At 72.3% G+C, this 17407-nt stretch carries 15 protein-coding genes; 8 read left to right on the plus strand and 7 right to left on the minus strand.

Annotated elements, in window-relative coordinates; translation table 11 throughout:
- Window positions 1-236 precede the first annotated feature (236 nt).
- Window positions 237-1244, plus strand: a complete 1008-nt coding sequence (locus ASE01_RS04190; RefSeq protein WP_056748785.1) for an NAD-dependent epimerase/dehydratase family protein — start codon at window positions 237-239, stop codon at window positions 1242-1244.
- On the opposite strand, the gene ASE01_RS04195 is transcribed toward ASE01_RS04190, so the two are convergent.
- Window positions 1238-2671 carry a hypothetical protein gene (locus tag ASE01_RS04195; RefSeq protein WP_056748802.1) on the minus strand — a complete coding sequence of 478 codons (1434 nt, stop codon included), beginning with the start codon at window positions 2669-2671 and terminating at the stop codon, window positions 1238-1240. The two genes, ASE01_RS04190 and ASE01_RS04195, sit on opposite strands and share 7 nt — an antisense overlap.
- Window positions 2672-2767: 96 nt before the next feature.
- Here ASE01_RS04195 and ASE01_RS04200 point away from each other — a divergent pair, with 96 nt between their 5' ends.
- Window positions 2768-3640, plus strand: a complete 873-nt coding sequence (locus ASE01_RS04200; RefSeq protein ID WP_056748786.1) for an exodeoxyribonuclease III — start codon at window positions 2768-2770, stop codon at window positions 3638-3640.
- Between the two features lie 2 nt (window positions 3641-3642).
- On the opposite strand, the gene ASE01_RS04205 is transcribed toward ASE01_RS04200, so the two are convergent.
- The gene (locus ASE01_RS04205) at window positions 3643-4875 is read right to left on the minus strand and encodes an MFS transporter (RefSeq protein WP_235535857.1); all 1233 of its coding nucleotides are present in this window, start codon (window positions 4873-4875) and stop codon (window positions 3643-3645) included.
- Window positions 4876-4991: 116 nt separating this feature from the next.
- Here ASE01_RS04205 and ASE01_RS04210 point away from each other — a divergent pair, with 116 nt between their 5' ends.
- On the plus strand, window positions 4992-5444 hold the full coding sequence (locus ASE01_RS04210; protein ID WP_056748787.1) for a hypothetical protein: 453 nt from the start codon (window positions 4992-4994) through the stop codon (window positions 5442-5444).
- Window positions 5445-5466: 22 nt separating this feature from the next.
- Here ASE01_RS04210 and ASE01_RS04215 read toward each other — a convergent pair whose 3' ends face one another.
- Both ASE01_RS04215 and ASE01_RS04220 read right to left on the minus strand, forming a co-directional pair.
- On the minus strand, window positions 5467-8016 hold the full coding sequence (locus ASE01_RS04215) for a glycoside hydrolase family 65 protein (RefSeq protein ID WP_056748788.1): 2550 nt from the start codon (window positions 8014-8016) through the stop codon (window positions 5467-5469).
- A complete protein-coding gene (locus ASE01_RS04220) occupies window positions 8013-8753 on the minus strand; it encodes an HAD family hydrolase (protein ID WP_056748789.1) in 741 nt (246 codons plus the stop codon). Before ASE01_RS04220 ends, ASE01_RS04215 begins: the two co-directional genes overlap by 4 nt.
- Window positions 8754-8922: 169 nt before the next feature.
- On the opposite strand from ASE01_RS04220, the gene ASE01_RS04225 reads away from it, so the two are divergent.
- Together ASE01_RS04225 and ASE01_RS04230 are read left to right on the plus strand one after the other, a co-directional pair.
- Window positions 8923-10275, plus strand: a complete 1353-nt coding sequence (locus tag ASE01_RS04225; protein WP_200958754.1) for a cytochrome P450 — start codon at window positions 8923-8925, stop codon at window positions 10273-10275.
- Between the two features lie 4 nt (window positions 10276-10279).
- Window positions 10280-11653: an FAD-dependent oxidoreductase gene (locus ASE01_RS04230; RefSeq protein WP_056748790.1), complete on the plus strand. Its 1374-nt coding sequence runs from the start codon at window positions 10280-10282 to the stop codon at window positions 11651-11653.
- A gap of 19 nt (window positions 11654-11672) precedes the next feature.
- Here the strand turns inward: ASE01_RS04230 and ASE01_RS04235 are convergent, their stop codons facing one another.
- Window positions 11673-12473 carry an ABC transporter permease gene (locus ASE01_RS04235; RefSeq protein WP_056748791.1) on the minus strand — a complete coding sequence of 267 codons (801 nt, stop codon included), beginning with the start codon at window positions 12471-12473 and terminating at the stop codon, window positions 11673-11675.
- Window positions 12470-13462, minus strand: coding sequence for an ATP-binding cassette domain-containing protein (locus tag ASE01_RS04240; RefSeq protein ID WP_056748793.1), 993 nt, complete (start codon window positions 13460-13462; stop codon window positions 12470-12472). Before ASE01_RS04240 ends, ASE01_RS04235 begins: the two co-directional genes overlap by 4 nt.
- A 143-nt stretch (window positions 13463-13605) precedes the next feature.
- Between ASE01_RS04240 and ASE01_RS04245 the strand changes: the two genes are divergently transcribed.
- Genes ASE01_RS04245 through ASE01_RS04255 form a run of 3 tightly spaced genes read left to right on the plus strand, consistent with a single transcriptional unit; the run spans window position 13606 to window position 15927 of the window.
- Complete coding sequence (locus ASE01_RS04245; RefSeq protein ID WP_082605813.1) at window positions 13606-14154, plus strand: Dps family protein; 549 nt, start codon at window positions 13606-13608, stop codon at window positions 14152-14154.
- A 40-nt stretch (window positions 14155-14194) separates the two neighbouring features.
- On the plus strand, window positions 14195-15394 hold the full coding sequence (locus tag ASE01_RS04250; protein WP_056748794.1) for a cytochrome P450: 1200 nt from the start codon (window positions 14195-14197) through the stop codon (window positions 15392-15394).
- Window positions 15391-15927: a TetR/AcrR family transcriptional regulator gene (locus tag ASE01_RS04255; protein ID WP_056748798.1), complete on the plus strand. Its 537-nt coding sequence runs from the start codon at window positions 15391-15393 to the stop codon at window positions 15925-15927. Before ASE01_RS04250 ends, ASE01_RS04255 begins: the two co-directional genes overlap by 4 nt.
- On the opposite strand, the gene ASE01_RS04260 is transcribed toward ASE01_RS04255, so the two are convergent.
- Window positions 15885-17192: an MFS transporter gene (locus tag ASE01_RS04260; RefSeq protein WP_235535858.1), complete on the minus strand. Its 1308-nt coding sequence runs from the start codon at window positions 17190-17192 to the stop codon at window positions 15885-15887. The genes ASE01_RS04255 and ASE01_RS04260 overlap by 43 nt on opposite strands.
- Window positions 17193-17407 lie beyond the last annotated feature (215 nt).

The raw sequence follows: 17407 nt of genomic DNA on the forward strand, positions 1-17407 counted from the left end.
CCTCCTCGACCAACGAGGACCCGTTCCGGGGTACCCCTCCTGCCCACGCCTGGGTCGCGCTGTCGACCTCCGTTGGTCGAGGAGGCCGCCCGCGGCCGTCTCGAGACCCCTGGCCGTGGTGCACCCGCCCGCCCGAGGTCGAATACCGGCAGCGACACACCACCTCTCGAGACGGTTGCCGAGATCCCGCACGGCGAGACCTTGCTCTCGGGGCCGCGCAGGGGTGGGATGGCCCGATGAAGCTCCTGGTTCTCGGCGGCACCCAGTTCCTCTCCAGGGAGGTCGCCGCGGAAGCAGCGCGCCGCGGGCACGACGTCGTGTGTGCCAACCGCGGACAGACGGGGGCAGCGCCGCCGGGCGCCACGTCGGTGGTGTGGGACCGGGCCGAGGCGGCGCCGGAGCAGCTGCTCGACGCTGGGCCGTACGACGCCGTGGTCGACGTCGCGCGCCAGCCGTCCCACGTCCGCAACGCGCTGGCCGCCGTACCGGACGCGCGCTGGGTGTTCGTGTCCACGATCTCGGTCTATGCCGACGACTCCGACCCGGCCGGTCCCGGCGTCGGCCGGTTGAAGGACGCGGTGGAGAAGGACTCCGATGACCCTGAGGCCTACGGGGGGCTCAAGGTCGCGTGCGAGCGCCTGGTGCTCGACCGGACCGCGGCGGCGGTGGTCGTGCGCCCGGGCCTGATCGTGGGGCCGGGGGACCCGAGCGGCCGGTTCGCGCACTGGGCGCGCCGCTCCGCCGACGACGGCGAGGTGCTCGCACCGGGGGAGCCGGACGCGCTCGTGCAGGTCATCGACGTACGCGACCTCGCGGCCTGGATCGTCACGCTCGCCGAGGGCACCACGACCGGCGTGCTCGACGCGGTCGGTCCGGCCGTCCCGTTCGAGGAGCTCCTGCGAGCGTGCCTGCCCGACGCCACGCTCGTGTGGGCCAGCCAGGAGTTCCTCGAGGCCGAGGGCGTGGCGCCCTGGACGGGGCCTGGCAGCATCCCGGTCTGGCTCCCGCGCCCCGAGTACGACGGGATGCTGGCCCACGACGCGCAACCGGCCCTCGACGCCGGGCTCTCGGTCCGCCCGGTCGCGGACACCGCCAGCGACACCCGGGTGTGGCTGGAGTCGGACCCGGCCGCTCGGATCGGTGGCATCACCCGGGAGCGTGAGGCCGAGCTGATCGCGCGCTGGCGGGATCGGCAGTCGGACCAGCAGTCGGGCCAGCAGTCGGGCCAGCAGCCCGGTCAGTAGTCGATCCCGATCCCGCCGATCCGCTCCCACCGGGCGGCGTCGCGGGCGTCGAGCGCGGGCCAGCGGGTGTGGCCGGGGCGTGGGTGCACCCGGTCGAAGTAGGAGCCCGGCCGGTAGCCGGCGTCGAAGAAGCAGCCCTGTCCGTGATCCAGGTCGTGCCGGGCGCAGGCCCGCTCGATCGATCGGCTGCTCGGGCGCCTGCCGAGCGTGACCCAGTCGTGCAGGGCGCCGATCGCGGTCGCGTACCCGGAGTCGCTCAGCGCGCTGTGCTCGGACTCCCGGGTGAAGGTCTGGACGAGCCGGTGGGCGTTGCCGGCCGCGTCGAGGGTCCGGCGGAAGGCCGACTCGTGCTCGACGAAGGCCGTCGGGTCGTCGATCGCGTGGAGCGTCAGCACCGGCACGGCGATCTCCCCGGTCAGGTCGCTGTCGAAGGAGAGGTCGCGGCGCGCACCGGCGTCGGCGCGGTAGCGCAGGACGCCACGGTTCAGCGACCGGTCGTCGCTGGAGCCGCGGTAGGCGACACCGAGGTTCGTGAACGGGTTCCGGTCGTGCAGCCGGGTGTGGACGATGTCGCGGAAGGTGAAGGTGGCGAAGCTGAGGTGCGAGTAGAAGGACCGCTCGGGGATCTGCGTCACCGCGAGGATGTCGGCCAACCGGGCGCGCTGCTGGGGAGTGCGCTGCTCGGGCGGCGACTGGTAGCCGGTGCACTCCTGGGCGCGGCGGCGCAGCTCGGCCGCGGTCATGGTCGACCCGGCCGGCAGCCCGCGCCACAGCTCGTAGGACGGCTCGCTCGGCCGGGGGTGGTTGCCGCAGTAGTGCTGATAGACCACGCGCAGGTCCAGCCGGTAGTCGTACCCGCGGGTCGCGCCGGCCAGTACGCCGTTGGTGAGCAGCACACCGTCGTACGGACCGCGCCTGCCGCCGTACACCTCGGCGGTCTTGGCGGCGACCAGGCCGCCCCAGGACTGCCCGTGGAGCAGGGTCGTGCCCGGCTCGCCGACAGCGTCGACGAAGAGCCGCCGCACCTCCTCGGTGTCCGCCGCGGCCATCCGGGTGCCGTAGCCGCCACGGCGGTACGACGACCCGACCCAGGCGTAGCCCTCGGCGACCATCACCGACCAGCGGTCGAGGTCCTCGGCCACCCGCTCCGGTGTGGCCGCGCCGAGGTCCGGTCCGCCGTGGGCGTGGACGACGAGGTCCCCGTCCCAGCCCTCGGGGACCGCGATCAGGTAGTGGGCCCCGGACGGCTGCTGCCCGGCGTAGCAGGACGTGTCCGCTGGCAGCGAGGGTGGACAGGGCGTCGCGTCGAGGGAGGGGGTGGCGGCGGTTGCGGCAGCTGTGGGGGTGCCGGTCGTGCCGAGCGACGCGGCCAGGCAGAGCCCGACGCCTGCCGCTGCCCACGCCCGCCACGTGCTCCTGTTGCTCATGCCTGCACAGTGACCCAGGTCACGTCCGGGGCACAGGTTGTGGTCGTTGTGGTCGCCGGCCGAGCGCACGTCCGGGCGACCCCCTAGCCTCGCCCCGTGCTCCGTGTCGCGACCGTCAACATCAACGGCATCCGTGCCGCCCACCGTCGTGGCTTCGGCGACTGGCTCGCCACCCGCGGGTGTGACGTCGTCACCCTCCAGGAGGTGCGGTGCCCGGTGGAGGCGTTGCCCGAGGACGCCTTCGGCGACTTCCACGCCGCGTACGACGCCGGGGAGATCGCGGGGCGCAACGGCGTCGCGGTCCTGACTCGCGTCCCACCCGCAGCGGTGCGGACCTGGGCGACGCCGGACCCTGCCCATCCCCTGCCGAGGGCGCTGCGGACGCATGCGACCGAGGGCCGTTACGTCGAGGTCGACCTGGCGGACGCCCCGATCACCGTGGCGAGCCTCTACCTGCCCAAGGGCGGTCTGCCCGCCCACCTCCAGGACCCGAAGCGGATGCGGGAGGCGCCCGACGGCGGCGCGAAGTACGAACGAAAGATGGCCTTCCTGGCAGGCTTCGCGCGGCACCTGACCAGCGCGCGCCGTACCGCTGCGGCCGCCGGTCGGGAGTTCCTGCTCACCGGGGACCTCAACGTCGCGCACACCCGCCTCGACGTCGCGAACTGGCGGCGCAGCAACCAGGTCGAGGGCTTCCTGCCCGAGGAGCGGGAGTGGCTGGACAGCCAGCTGTCGCCGCGCACCCTGGTTGACGTGGTGCGCCGCCTGCACCCCGAGGTCGAGGGCCCGTACTCCTGGTGGAGCTGGCTCGGTCGCGCCTACGAGAAGGACGCCGGCTGGCGCATCGACTACCACCTCGCGACGCCGGGCCTGGCGCGGAGGGCCAGCGCCGCCGTGGTCGACCGCGAGCACCGCGGCACCCGGCTCAGCGACCACGCGCCCGTGGTCGTCGACTACGACCTCAGCTGACCTCAGCTGACCGTGTGCTCCCGGCCGACCGGGACCAGCGCCACGGCGAGCAGCGGGAACAGTCCGGCGAGGGCGAACGCCGCGCCGTAGCTCCACGCGGTGATGGTGAGGCCGGCCAGCGGCGGGACGGCGACGGCCGCGACGTGCTGGGCGGTGTTCTGGATCCCGAGCGCGCGCCCCGACCAGAACGGTCCGGCGCGCTCCGCGACGGCGGTGAAGGCGAGACCGTTGTCCGCGACGGTGACGGCCGAGGCGAGCACGAGCAGCAGGACGGCGAGCAGGGTCAGCAGGTCGGACTGCTCGGCGACGCCGGCCGTCAGCCCGAGCAGGACCATCGTCGCGGAGGCGAGGACGGCGACCGAACGCATCGGCCGCATCCGGCTGCCCACCCGGTCCGAGATCCACCCGGCACCGATCCGCGCGGCCGCACCGGCCACCTGCGTGCCGGCGATGACGAGGCCGGCCACGCCGGGGGACCAGTCCAGGTCCTCGACCAGCCAGGTCAGGCCGAAGGTCCAGACCAGGAACTGCGGGACGACGAGCAGCACGGAGGCGCCGTGGACTCGGGCGAGGAAGCCATCGGTCCGGTAGGGGTTCGCGACGGAGCCGGTCGCGGGTGCGGGCGGGCGGGGCGGGTCCAGCACGACGAGGGCGACGAGCAGGGTGGCCAGTGCGGCAGCGCCGGTCGGGACCCAGAGCGCAGGTCCGGTGCCGTGCGCGTGCGCGATCGCCGCGACCGTCGCGGCGGCGAGTCCCACGCCCAGCGGCTGCCCGGTCTGCCGGATGCCCATCGCGAAGCCGCGACGCTCCGGCGGGAACCAGCCGACGACGACCCGACCGGAGGCGGAGTTCGTGGCCGCCGCACCGATCCCCGCAATGCAGAGCACCGCGGCCATCGCCCACGGGTCGCCCATCGTGGTGGCGGCAGCACCCCCGACCGCGGTCAGCGACAGTCCGGTCAGCAGCGCGAAGCGCTCACCGCGCCGGTCGACCACGATGCCCCACAGCACCAGGGTGCACATCGTCCCGGCCATCGCGGCCGAGGCGACCAGCCCTGCCTCGGCCAGGCTCATGCCGTGGCCACCCTCGGAGACCGGTCGGTGCAGCTGGGGGATCAGGAAGGACGGGGCGACCACCATCGCGGCCGAGGCCGCCTGCCCGAAGGTGCCGACTGCGAGCATCGCCCACCGTCGCGGCACGGAGACCTCCGCAGCGGAGCGGGCGGTCGTGGTCACCCGACCAGTCAACTCCTCCGGACCGCCGCCGGACCCGGCGGTCTCGCCCTGTCGGCTGTGAGTTCGGTCTCCGGCTTCGGCGGACGGCGGCCACCCACGTCGGCTACCTTCGCCCGGTGAAGGTCCCCTCCCTGCTCCTCGCTGCCGCGGTGGTCGTGAGCATGCTCTCCGGCTGCAGTGACGACAAGGCGGCCCCCGAGGAGCCGGAGGCCGACGGCTCGTCGGCGCTGGCCAAGGCCGAGTTCATCGAGCAGGCCGACGCGATCTGCCGGGCGACCAACGAGCGGATCCAGGAGGCCGGAGAGGCGCTCGGGGACTCCCCGGAGCCCGCTGATGCCTTCCAGCACCTCGAGGAGGTCGTGCTGCCGGAGCTGTCCGCGCAGGCGAAGGCGTTGCGTGAGCTCACGCCGCCGGACGGGGACGTGGCCACGATCGAGGAGATGCTCGACGCGCTGGATGCGGCGCTCGACGCGGCGGGTGAGGGCAGCGGCGACGACGACCCGCTCGTCACGGCCAACCAGATCGCCCTGGACTACGGGTTCGGGGAGTGCGGCAAGAACGACGAGTAGCCGCACTCCTGCGCCGGGCGGATCAGTCGCCGCTCGGCACGATCGCCGAGATCACCGTTCCGTCGGCCCGCTGGATCCCGGCCGGGTACGGCGGCTCGCCCTCGAGTCGCGGTCCCTGGTGCTCGAGCGGCACGGTGACCGGGGCCCCGTCGGCCACGACGACCTGCTGACCGCGTACCGACACGGTGATCGGGCCGCTGCCGGGGTCGTGCTCCAGCGCCAGCTCGAGCTCGTCCGGCCGCACGATCACCCTCAGCCGGGCGCCGTGCAGGGTGACCCGGTAGGTCAGTGACGGCCAGCCGTCGGGCAGGCGCGGGTCGATCTGCCACTGCTCGTCGCCGGCGGCCGAGCCGATGTCGCGGAAGCCGCCGAAGCCGGAGACCAGGGCGCTCCACACGCCGCCGGTCGAGGCGACGTGGAGCCCGTCGGCGGTGTTGTTGTGCCGGTCGGCCAGGTCGACGAACAGCGCGGAGACGAAGTACCTCACCGCGAGCTCGTGGTAGCCCACCTCCGCCGCCATGATCGACTGCATCACCGCCGAGAGCGTCGAGTCGCCGGTGGTGATCGGGTCGTAGTAGTCGAAGTCCGCCTTCTTCTGCTCGGGCGTGAACTCCTCGCCCTGCAGGAACAGCGCGAGCACCACGTCGGCCTGCTTGAGGACCTGGAAGCGGTAGATCACCAGCGGGTGGTAGTTCAGCAGCAGCGGGCGCTTGTCGAGCGGGGTGTTCTCGAGGTCCCACATCTCGCGCTCGAGGAAGTGCGCGTCCTGCGGGTGGATCCCGAGGAAGTCGTCGTAGGTGATCGCCATGGCCTGCGCCGCGTCGGCCCACTCCTGGGGCTCGTCGACGGTGAGCCCGGTGCGGCGCACGAGGCCGTCGTACGCCGCCGGGTCGTCGCGCTCCAGCTCCCACACCGCGCGGGCGGCGCGACGGAGGTTGAAGCGCGCGAGCACGTTCGTGTAGAGGTTGTCGTTGACGACGGTCGTGTACTCGTCGGGCCCGGTGACACCGTGGATGTGGAAGGTGCGTCCGTTGTCGCCCCCATCGCCCTCGTCACGCCAGAAGCCGAGGTCGGCCCACAGCCGGGCGGTCTCGACGAAGATGTCGACCGCCTCCCGGGCCAGGAACTCCTCGTCGCCGGTGGCGCCGACGTACTGGCTCAGGGCGTACGCGATGTCCGCATCGATGTGGTACTGCGCCGTGCCGGCTGCGTAGTAGGCGGACGCCTCGTGGCCGTTGATGGTGCGCCACGGGAAGAGCGCGCCCTTCTGCGACAGCTCCCGCGCGCGGTGGCGGGCGTTGTCGAGCAGGTTGTAGCGGAACCGCAGGGCGTTGCGGGCCACCGACGGCAGCGTGTAGGTCAGGAACGGCATCACGTAGATCTCGGTGTCCCAGAAGTAGTGGCCGCCGTAGCCGGAGCCGCTCACCCCCTTGGCTGCGATGCCCTGGCCCTCGGCGCGGGCCGAGGCCTGCAGGATCGAGAAGAGGTTCCACCGGATGGCCTGCTGCAGGGCCGGTTGGTCGGCCACCTGGACGTCGGCCCGCTCCCAGAAGTCCTTCAGCCACGCCTCCTGTGAGGAGTACTGCCGGGCGATGCCCTCCTCGTGGGTGCGGTCGACGGTGCGCTCGCACCGGTCGATCAGCTCGCGCGGGGGCACGGTCTGCGCCGTGTGGAAGGCCACGATCTTGGTGAGCTTCACCGGGACGCCGGGCTCGGCCGAGATCCGGTACATCACCTTGGCCATGTCGTCCTCGGAGTGGACGTCCATGGTGTGGTGGGCGGTCGTCTCGAGGGTGTGGTCGGCCACGACGCCGAGGGTCATGCCGCTCTCGGCGGTGCGGTAGCCGAGCTTGATCCGACCCGTGTCGGGATCGGCGCCGTGCAGGCGCGGCACGAGGACGCGACGGTCGAACATCTCTGCCTTGCGCGGGTCCGCCCCGGCCTCGCCACCCCCGCCACCGGAGCCGTTGGGGGCCTCCCGCTCCACGTCCTGGCGGTTGATCAGCTGCGAGGAGATCGCCAGTGACGCCCGCTGGTCCAGCAGGGTGACCTCGAAGGTCAGGATCGCGAGGTGACGCTGCTCGAGGGGGACCATCCGGGTGCTGCGGATCTGCACCCGCTTGCCGCCGGGGGTGCGCCACAGCAGCTCACGGGTCAGGACCCCGGTGCGGAAGTCCAGGGAGCGCTCATAGTCGAGGAGGTCCGCCGCCGACACCTGCAGGGGCTCGTCGTCGACGTACAACCGGATCACCTTGGGGTCCGGGACGTTGACGATGGTCTGGCCGATCCGGGCGAAGCCGTAGGCCTCCTCGGCGTGCGAGATCGGCCAGGTCTCGTGGAAGCCGTTGATGAAGGTGCCGTCGACGTGGGCGTCGCGGCTCTCGGAGTAGTTGCCGCGCAGGCCGAGGTAGCCGTTGCCGACGGTGAAGAGCGATTCGGTGGTGCCCAGGTCGTCGCCGTCGAAGCGGGTCTCGACCAGGCGCCACTCGTCAATCGGGAAGCGGGTGCGGTCCAGCGGGTCCGCGGCGGGCGGGGCCTTGTGCGAGGGCCCGGGGCCGTCGTGGGCGTTCACGCGACGCCCCCGTCCACGAGGTCGGCGAGGTCGGGGACGACGACGTCGGCCCCCGCACCGCGCAGGGCGGCCTCGCCGGCACCGCGGTCCACCCCGATCACGAGGCCGAACCCACCGGCGTGCCCCGCCGCGACGCCGCTCAGGGCGTCCTCGAGCACGACGGATCGCTCGTCGGACGCGCCGAGGACCTGCGCGGCGTGGGAGAACGTGTCGGGTGCCGGCTTGCCGGCCAGCCCGAGCTCGGCGGCCAACCCGCCGTGCATGACGAAGGCGAAGTAGTCCTCGAGACCGGCGGCCGCGATGACCGCGGGCGCGTTGCGCGAGGACGACACGACGGCCATCGGCATCCCCCGGTCCCGCAGGACGTCGAGCAGCGCGACCGAGCCGGGGTAGGCGACGACGCCCTCGGTCTCGAGGATCTGGGCGAACGCCGCGTTCTTGCGGTTGCCCAGGCCGCCGACCGTCTCCGCCGTCGGCGGGTCGTCCGGTGAACCCTCCGGAAGCGTGATGTCGCGGGAGGCGAGGAAGGCGCGCACGCCGTCGTACCTCGGCTTGCCGTCGACGTGGTCGAAGTAGTCCTGGTCCGTGTACGGCGCGAGGTCGGTCCCCTCCGCGGCGGACCGCGCCTCGAGGAAGTCGTTGAACATCGCCGCCCACGCGTGCATGTGCACCTCGGCGGTCGGCGTCACGACGCCGTCGAGGTCGAAGAGCACGGCGTCGTACTCGCTCCAGTCCACTGTGCTCTCCCCGCGGTTCCGCGCTGTGTTCTCAGCCACCCGGTCAGGCTAGCCGGGACCTCGATGCCGCCCGGTTACCTCCGTGTGAACGGCTCCCGCCGGACCTCGGGGTCGGTTCAGGGGCCTCACCGATCTGCCAAGGGGTCCCACTTCTGGTGGAATAGCGCCCATGCGGATCCCCCTCATCGGTCCCGTCATCGGACCTGTGCTCGATCCGGTGCTCGGCCCGGTCAAGCAGCGAGTCGGCGTGTGGCTCCTCAACCGGACCATGCGCAACGGCATCGACCTGCGCAAGCTCCGGTTCCTGCCCGAGTCGGTCACCCTCCCGTTGAAGCGCGACGGGTTGGACCCGCTGCCGGCGATGATGGACGCCCAGGCCGCGGAGCCGGTCAAGAAGCTGGCCGACCTGTTCGGCAAGGGGGTGTGGCTGGTCAGCGGCTACGAGGAGTCCCGCGAGGTCCTCGCCGGACCCGCGGAGGTGTGGTCCAACGACCTCGGCCAGTTCGTCTCCCAGGAGGGCCGCTCCGACGAGGAGCAGATCGGTGGCCTCGGGATGACCGACCCCCCGCTGCACACCCAGCTGCGCAGGTACCTCACGCCCGAGTTCACGATGCGGCGCCTCGCACGCCTGCAGCCGGGCATCGAGACGATCGTCTCCCAGCGTCTCGACGCGATGGAGGCGGCGGGCCGCGACGGGCGCGCCGTCGACATGGTCGAGGAGTTCGCCTTCGCCGTCCCCTTCGACGTGATCTGCGACCTGCTGGGCCTCCCGGTGGACGACCGGGCCCGTTTCCTCGAGCTCGGCGTCGCCCGCTTCGACCTCACCGGCGGTGGCGCCGGTGCATTCGGCGCGGCCGCCCACACCCGTGAGTTCCTCATCAACGCCGTGCGCGAGCAGCGCGGCAACCCGGGCGACGGCCTGATCGGTGCGCTGCTGACCGAGCACGGCGACGAGCTCGACGACGTCACCCTCGGCGGGATCGCCGACGGCGTCTTCCTCGGCGGCTACGAGACGTCGGCGAGCATGCTCGCCCTCGGTGCCTACCTGATCGCGACCACCCCGAAGGCCGGCGAGATGCTGCGCTCGGAGGACGCCGAGCAGGTCAACAAGGTCGTCGAGGAGCTGCTCCGCCACCTGTGCGTCGTCCAGCTGGCGTTCCTGCGCTTCGCCAGGACCGACGTCGAGATCGGCGGGGTGCTGATCAAGGAGGGCGACGCCGTGGGCGTCTCGCTGCTGGCCGCCAACCGCGACCCGGTCCTCGGCGAGGACCTGGGCGACTTCGACCCGGACCGCGATCCCACCCGCCACCTGGCCTTCGGCTGGGGCATGCACCGCTGCGTCGGTGCCGAGCTGGCCCGGATGGAGCTGCGCACCGCGCTGCGGATGCTCGCCGAGCGCTTCCCCGACCTGGCGATGGCCGCGGACATCTCCGACCTGGAGTTCCGCAAGCTCTCGGCGGTGTACGGCGTGGAGGCACTCCCCGTCCTCACCCACGGCGGACGGGTCGCGGCTCCGGCGTGAGGCCATGACCACCGTGCGGATCGTCGTCGTCGGAGCCAACGCCGCGGGCATGAGCGCGGCCCACACGGTGCTGCGCGCGGCGCGGTCCGCGGGTCGCGGCGTCCGGGTCACCGCTGTCGAGGCGAGTGGCCACACGTCGTACTCCGCCTGCGGGATCCCGTACTGGATCGCCGGGGACGTGTCGAGCGGCGACGACCTGGTCGCCCGGACCGCCCAGCAGCACCGGGACGCGGGCATCGACCTGCGCCTGGGCACGCGCGCGGTCGGGCTCGACGTGTCCCGACGCGTGCTGACCTGCGAGGGCGAGACGCCCGGCGAGGTGGAGTACGACGAGCTCGTGCTCGCGACCGGCGCAACAGCGATCGTCCCCGACTGGGCGAGGGCTGCGGGCGGCGCGCTGGTCCCGGGCGTGCACCCGGTGAAGGACCTCGACGACGGCGAGGCCTGGATCGAGCAGTTGTCGGCCGAGCCCCGCCGCGCCGTCGTGGTCGGCGCGGGCTACATCGGTGTCGAGATGGCCGAGGCCCTGCTCCGGCGCGGGCTGTCCACGACCCTGCTCACCCGCGGACGGGTGATGGGCGGGCTCGACGACGACATGGGGGACCGGGTTGCCGCGGGGATCCGCGAGGCGGGCGTCGACCTGCGCACGGAGACCACCGTCAAGCGACTGGAGACGAGCGAGGGAAGGGTGAGCGGCGTCGTGACGGCCGACGGTGACGTGCTTCCCGCCGACGTGGTCGTGCTCGCGATCGGTGTCGAACCGGCCACGGCGCTGGGCAGTGACGCCGGGTTGCCGGTCGGTGAGGCGGGCGGCTACCTGCCCGACGCCGGAGGGCGGATCGCGGCGGGCGTATGGGCGGCCGGCGACTGCTGCGAGGTCGAGCACCGGCTGACCGGGCAACCCGCCTTCCTCCCGCTCGGCACGCACGCGAACAAGCTCGGCCGGGTGGTCGGCGACAACCTGCTCGGGGGCGATCGCCGCTTCGGCGGTGCCCTCGGCACCGCCATCACCCGCTTCGTCGTGGACGAGGTCCACGTCGAGATCTCCCGCACCGGCCTGTCGAGCCGGGAGGCGGACGAGGCGGGCCACGACGTGGTCGCGCTGGTCACCGAGGGCTCCACCATCAGTGGCTACATGCCGGACGCGGCGCCGATCGCGACCAAGGTCATCGCCGACCGGACCACCCGCGCCCTGCTCGGTGTGCAGGTCGTGGGCGGCCCGGGGGCCGGCAAGAGGATCGATGCCGCGGCGGCTGCCCTGTGGGGCGCGATGAGCGTGGACGACCTCGCCGGGATGGACCTGTCCTACGCGCCGCCGTTCGCGACGGCCTGGGATGCCCTCCAGATCGCCGCGCGCCGCCTCGCCGAGCGGATCTGACCGCTCGGCGCTGCGACGACTACTTCGAGGCGGCCTTGCGGTACTGGCGCACGGCCAGCGGCGCGAACACCACGACGATCCCGACGATCCAGATCAGCGTGTAGGTCACCGGGTTCTGCATCGACCACGCGTCCGATCCCGGCCCGAGGCCGGTGTTGCCGAACAGGTCGCGGCTGGCCTGGGTGACCGCGGAGACGGGGTTCCACTCCACCACCGGCTTGAGGACCTTGTTGAACTCCTGCGTCGGGACGAACGCGTTGGAGATGAACGTCAGCGGCATGATCACGATGAACGAGGCGTTGTTGATGACCTCCACGCTCGGGACCATGAGCCCGACCAGTGCCATCACCCAGCTGATCGCGTAGCCGAAGAGCAGCAGCAGGGCGAAGCCTGCCAGCGCCTTGAAGACGCCCTCGTTGATCCGCCAGCCGACGATGAAGCCGGTGAGCGCCATGATGACCAGCGACAGCACGTTGTAGACGACGTCGGAGGCGGTGCGCCCGACGAGCACGGCGGAGTTGGACATCGGCAGCGACCGGAACCGGTCGATGATGCCCTTCTGCATGTCCTCGGCGAGCCCGGCGCCCGTGAAGGTGGCGCCGAACACGATGGTCTGGCCGAAGATGCCGGCGATCAGCCACTCGCGGTAGTTGACGCCGGGCGTGTCGATGGCGCCGCCGAAGACGTAGGCGAAGAGCAGCACGAACATGATCGGGCTGATCAGGACGAACACCAGGATCTCGGGGACCCGGACGATCTTGATCAGGTTGCGCTGCGCGACGACCCAGCCGTCGCCGAGGGCCTGGACTGCGGTGCTCACTGGGATGCCTCCGTGGCGTCGGTGGTGGTGGCGGCGGCCTCCGCCGCGTGGCCGGTCAGGCTGAGGAAGACGTCGTCGAGGGTCGGGCGGCGCAGGCCGACGTCGAGCACCTTGACGGCGTCGCGCTCGAAGCCCTGCAGCACCCGGAGCAGGTCGGTGGCGGCCTCCTGGCCGGCGGCGGCCTGGAGCTCGCGCCCGCCGTCGCTGACCTGGACCTCGCCCACGGCGACCTCGTTGAGGATCCGGGCGGCGGCGTCGCTGTCGGCGGCGCTGGCGAGCACCACCTCGATGCGTTGGCCACCGGTCTGGGACTTCAGCTCGTCGGCGGTGCCGTGCGCGATCTGGCGGCCGTGGTCGATCACGACGATGTCGTCGGCGAGCACGTCGGCCTCCTCGAGGTACTGCGTGGTGAGGAGCAGGGTCGCTCCGTCGCGCACGAGCTCGCGGATGACGTCCCACATCAGCTGGCGGCTGCGGACGTCGAGCCCGGTGGTCGGCTCGTCGAGCACGATCACCGGCGGCGCGGCGACCAGTGCGCAGGCGAGGTCGAGGCGACGCCGCTGGCCACCGGAGTAGGTCTTGGTCGGCCGGTTGGCGAACTCGGTGAGGTCGAAGCGCTCCAGCAGCTCGCTCGCACGGTCCCGGGCGGGCTGGCGGCCGAGGTGGTAGAGCCGGCCGATCATGACGAGGTTCTCGTACGCCGTGAGGTGCTCGTCGACGGCGGCGTACTGCCCGGACAGGCCGATCTTCGCCTTCGCGGCGGCCGGGTCGTTGACGACGTCGACACCGGCGACGCTCACCGATCCCGCGTCGGGCTTGAGGAGCGTGGTCAGGCAGCGCACCGCGGTGGTCTTGCCGGCGCCGTTGGGGCCCAGCAGGGCGAGGACCTTGCCCTCGGGAACGGTCAGGTCGAGGCCGGCCAGGGCCTCGACGTCCTTGTAGCGCTTGACCAGTCCGGTCGCGCGGATCATCGCTTCGTTGCCGCTCATTGCATCCTCAGGTTCGGTCGGGGGGTGCTCCAGACCCTAGAGACCGGCACCGACATCCGGATTCATCGGTGAGCCTTGCCTTTCTGGAACAGTTCAAGAAAAGGTGGCATGGTGGAGGTTCACCGAGCGAAGGGAGCATCACCATGGCCACCGCCACCACCACCTCCAACGCCAGCCGGCACAGCAGGACCGACCACGTCTCGCACCCGGCCTTCCGCGCCGACGCACAGTTCGCCGGCCACCTGCAGCGACTCCTGGTCGACCTCAACGACCTCGCGCTCCAGGGCAAGCAGGCCCACTGGAACGCCGTGGGTCCGAACTTCCGCGACCTCCACCTCCAGCTCGACGAGATCGTCGACGCCGCCCGCACGTTCACCGACGACGTCGCCGAGCGGATGCGCGCCGTGTACGTCGTGCCGGACGGCACCTCCGCCCGCACGGCGGCCCAGTCGAGCCTGCCCGCCTTTCCCGGTGGCGAGGTCCGGACGGGCGATGCGATCGATGCGATCGTGGCCTCGATCTACGCCGTCACGGGCACCGCGCGCGAGATCCACGACGACGTGGACGCGGCTGACCCCACCACTGCCGACCTCCTGCACGGCATCATCGAGCGCCTCGAGCAGCTCGCCTGGCTGACCGACGCCGAGCGCCGGGAGCCCGAGACCTCGGTCCCCGAGGCGATCATCGCCTGACGGTCTGGACAGATCGATCGATCTGTCTCATGCTGGGGACATGTCAAGTGATCTGTCTCCACGCGCGCCGGTCGAGTACCGGCCCCGCGGTGGCACCGCGTGGCGGGACCCGTGGGCGTCGTACGCGCTGCTGCGCGACCACGACCCGGTCCATCACGTGGTGCCCACTTCCCGCCCGGACACCGACCACTACGTCCTGTCCCGCCACGCGGACGTGCTGGCCGCCGCGGTCGACGTCGAGACCTTCTCCAGCGCGCGCGGGCTGACGGTGGAGTACGACGAGCTCGAGCAGATCGGTCTCGTCGACAACCCGCCCTTCGTGATGACCGACCCGCCGGTCCACACGGCCTTCCGCAGGCTCGTCGCCCGCGGCTTCACGCCCCGACAGGTGACCGAGCTCGAGCCGGTGGTGCGTGCCTTCGCGGTCGAGCGCATCGAGCGGCTGCGGTCCGCGGGCGGCGGCGACGCGGTCGCCGAGCTGTTCAAGCCGCTCCCGAGCCTGGTCGTGGCGCACTACCTCGGCGTGCCCGAGGAGGACCGCGAGAGGTTCGACGACTGGAGCGCCGCGATCGTGGGCGCCCAGGACGCGACCTCCGCGACCATCGAGCTGATGGGCTACTTCACCGAGCTCGTCGAGCGCCGGCGCAGGGAGCCCGGTGAGGACACCGTCTCCCAGCTGGTCAGCGCCGGGACCGCGGACGACGACGCCGGACTCCTGTCGGTGCTGGCCTTCGTGTTCACCATGGTCGCCGGCGGCAACGACACGACGACCGGCGCGCTCGGTGGCGCGGTCCAGCTGCTGGCCGCCGACCCCGCGCAGCGCTCCCTGCTCGTCGCCGGGCCGGACCTCGTCGCGGACGCGGTCGAGGAGTTCCTGCGGCTCACCTCGCCAGTGCAGGGCCTGGCCCGCACGACCACCCGCGAGGTCACCCTGCACGACGTGCGCATCCCGGCGGGCCGCAAGGTGCTGCTCCTGTACGCCGCCGGCAACCGTGACCCGCGCAGGTACGGACCCGACGCCGACGACCTCGACGTGCGCCGACGCCCCACCCAGATCCTCAGCTTCAGCCAAGGGCACCACCACTGCCTGGGCGCAGCGGCCGCCCGTCTGCAGATCACGGTCGCGCTGCAGGAGCTGCTCCGCCGGATCCCCGACTTCGACGTGGACGAGTCCGGCGTCACCTGGGCGCCCGGTCCCTACGTACGACGACCGCTGACCCTGCCGCTGGTGGTGGCGTGAGCGCGTGGGTGGATCGGCGCGCCCCTGCGGTCGAGCGGATCCTGGACGCCGCGGGCGGGCTCTTCGCCGAGCGCGGCGTGGAGTCGGTCGCGATGGGCGAGATCGCGGTCGCAGCCGGCTGTTCGCGGGCGACCCTCTACCGCTACTTCCCCGACCGGTCGGCGCTGCAGCTCGCGTTCGTCCAGCGGGAGGCCGTGCGGGTGGGTGCCCTGGTCGTGGCCGACCTCGCTGCCCTGACCACTCCTGACCGCGGTGCGGAGGCGCTGACCGAGGGCGTGCTCGCGGCACTGCGCCACGTGCGGGCTGCGCCCGCGCTGCTCGCGTGGTTCGGCGACCGCGACGCCGCCCGCACCGCTGACCTGGCCCAGGGCTCGGAGGTCGTCGAGGCGCTCGGCCTGAGCATGAGCGCCGATCCCGACACGGCCCGCTGGCTGGTGCGGGTGATCGTCTCGCTGCTCACCGTGCCCGGCGGGGATGCCGCCGAGGAACGTCAGCTGGTCGAGCGGTTCGTCGTACCGGTCGTGATCCGGTAGCGGACGAACGACGGGACGGCGAGGGCTGCGACGACCACGAGGACGACGACCAGCACCCCTCCGCCGGCGGCCGCTGCCGCCGTACCCACGACGGCAGCGCTGGCTCCGTGCGCGACGTCCGCGATGCGGGGACCGCCGGCGACCACGACGATGAAGATCCCCTGGAGCCGGCCGCGGACCTCATCAGCCGCGGCGGTCTGCAGCATCGAGGACCGGAAGGCGGCCGAGGCCATGTCGGCGGCGCCACCGATCACCAGCATCAGGACGGCGACGACCAGCCAGAGTCGCGCCGAACCCGGGAGCGCGTCGGCGCCCAGGACGGCCAGCCCGAAGCCGATCATGGCCAGTCCCCACACGACGATGCACCAGATGACGGCCCGTCCCTGCGCGGAGACGCGGGAGACCCAGCCGGAGAACACCCCGCCGATGACGGCGCCGATCGGGATGCCGGCGAAGAGGAGCGCGAAGGCCAGCCCGCCCTCCTCGGGGCCGAGGAAGCTCTCGTGCGCGATCTCCGGGAAGAGCGCCCGCGGCATCCCGAAGACCATCGCGATGATGTCGACCAGGAAGGACATCATCAGCACGGGCTGGGTACGCAGGTAGGTGATGCCCTCGATGACCGAGCGCAGTCCCGGCGTTCCGGTCATCCCCTCGACCGGCAGACGCGGCAGGCGCACCACGGCGAACAACGTCGCGAACAGGCAGACCGCGTCGGCGAGGTAGAGCCACGCGAAGCCGGTGAAGGGGATCAGGACGCCGGCGATCAGCGGCCCGCCGATGGCCCCGGCCTGCATCACGGTCATGTTGAGTGAATTGGCGGCCGGCAGCACCTCGGCGTCCAGCAGGCGCGGCAGGATCGCGGACCGGGTGGGCTGATTGATGGCGAAGAAGGCCTGCTGGACCGAGAACAGCGACAGGAGAAGCCAGACGTTCCCGACCCCGGCTGCCGCCTGGACCCAGAACAGCACCGCCGTCCCTATCAGTCCGACCGTCGTGATCATCAGCAGCGCCCGGCGGTCGAAGTGATCGGCGAGGGCCCCGCCCCACAGGCCGAACACGACGAGGGGCACCAGCCCGAACACCCCGGTCAGGCCGACGTACGCCGACGAGCCGGTCTCGGCGTAGATCTGGGCCGGCACCGCGACCACGGTCAGCTGCGCGCCGATGACGGTGATGATGTTCGCCGTCCAGAGGCGGCGGAAGTGCGGGTTCTGCAGCGGCCGGGTGTCGGCCAGCATCCCGCCCATCCGTTCGCGCAGACTCACCCCCCAAGGCTACGGAGGGTTCTCCAGACCCGGTGACCACCGTTGGTCGAGGAGGCCGCCCGCGGCCGTCTCGAGACCCCGTGACGGCCCGTTGGTCGAGGAGGCCGCCCGCGGCCGTCTCGAGACCGGGTGACCCGGTGCCGGAACCAGCCACTCCCCATCCACAACGGGCCCTGGGGCGGGCGCTTTCCACAGCCCTGTTCGTTGGTGCCCCT

Source organism: Nocardioides sp. Root190 (assembly GCF_001428565.1).
GTDB lineage: Bacteria > Actinomycetota > Actinomycetes > Propionibacteriales > Nocardioidaceae > Nocardioides.